The following is a 1,193-nucleotide window of genomic DNA, read 5'->3' as shown; positions in this document are numbered from 1 at the left end:
GGGCCGAGGCTGTGTGGAAACGCGGTGTTGACGTCGGAGGCGTGGGCGATTGGAGCACTTCGGGCCACCGCGCTCGTGAGGAGGGCAGATCGCTTTCACCGCACCAATGGAAGGGTTCTGACGGCTACGGTTCGGCCTGATGCGGCCTCAAAGCGACTGAGATCAGCGCTGGATGGCGCGCATCAGCCCCCTGACGCCGAGCAGGGCGATCATTCGCTTCATGTTATATGCCAGCACGTTCAGCGCCATCTCGCTACGGACGTTCTTCAGCCTGCGCGTCAGGAAATGGGTGCCGCCCATCCACGCCTTGATCGTGCCGAACGGGTGTTCGACGGTGCAGCGGCGGAGGGTCATGTAGTCCGGGTCGCGCCCCAGACGGCTATCAATGTCGTCGACCAGATCCTCACGCTCCCATCGTGAAATCCGCCGCTCGTTGCCGGTCGTGCAATTGCTCCGGAGCGGGCAGGTCTTACATCCATTGATCCAGTATCGCCGGATCGGGATGCTGCGTTCCTCGGTCGTGTAGCGGTAGGTCAGGTCTTCGCCTGCCGGGCAGACATAGACGTCCCGTTCAGCGTCGTAGACGAAGTCTGCCTTCACATATATGCCCTTGGCCGCATTGCCCGAGGTCGCCGGTCGCGGCACCGTCGTGGTGATGCCCGCCTCATGGCAGGCCAAGATCTCGGGGCCGCTGAAGTAACCCTTGTCGGCGATGGCGTGTAGGTCATCCCGCCCAAGGGCCACCTTGGCCGCGGTTGCCATCGGGCTGAGCTGTCCGCGGTCGAAGCCCTGATTGGTCACCTCATGCGCGACGATCAGATGGGTCTCGGTATCGACGGCGCTCTGGACGTTGTAGCCGACGATCCCGCTGTGCCGCGCGCTGGTCGCCATTGCGCGGGCGTCGGGGTCCGTCAGAGAGATCTGGCCGTCCGGCGCATCTGCAAGGGCCTGTTCCATCTCCTTGAGCCGCGCGATCTCCTGCCGGATGCGGCCATAGCGCCGGGACAGATGCTGGACCTTCTCGGCCCTGGTCTCGCCCTCCTCCTGCCGGTCGATGCGGACCATCTCGGTGATGTAGCGTTCGACATCGGCTTCGAGATGGGCGATGCGGCTGGCGATCTTGCCCTTGGTGAAGTTCCTGTCGCGGTTGTTCACGGCCTTGAATTTGGCTCGCCGTCGATGGCGACGCAATC

The 1,193-nt window shown here is 63.9% G+C and carries 1 pseudogene; it reads right to left on the bottom strand.

Features of this window, described 5'->3' with window-relative positions:
• Positions 1-162: 162 nt before the first annotated feature.
• Positions 163-1,193: pseudogene (locus tag MXB90_RS17695) on the bottom strand (IS1182 family transposase); the annotation flags it as partial.

It is taken from the genome of Phaeovulum molybdatiresistens, from assembly GCF_023544865.1.
In the GTDB taxonomy this organism is placed as follows: domain Bacteria; phylum Pseudomonadota; class Alphaproteobacteria; order Rhodobacterales; family Rhodobacteraceae; genus Pontitalea.
Note: the sequence above shows the minus strand (reverse complement) of the source record. Positions and strands in the feature narration are given on the sequence as shown.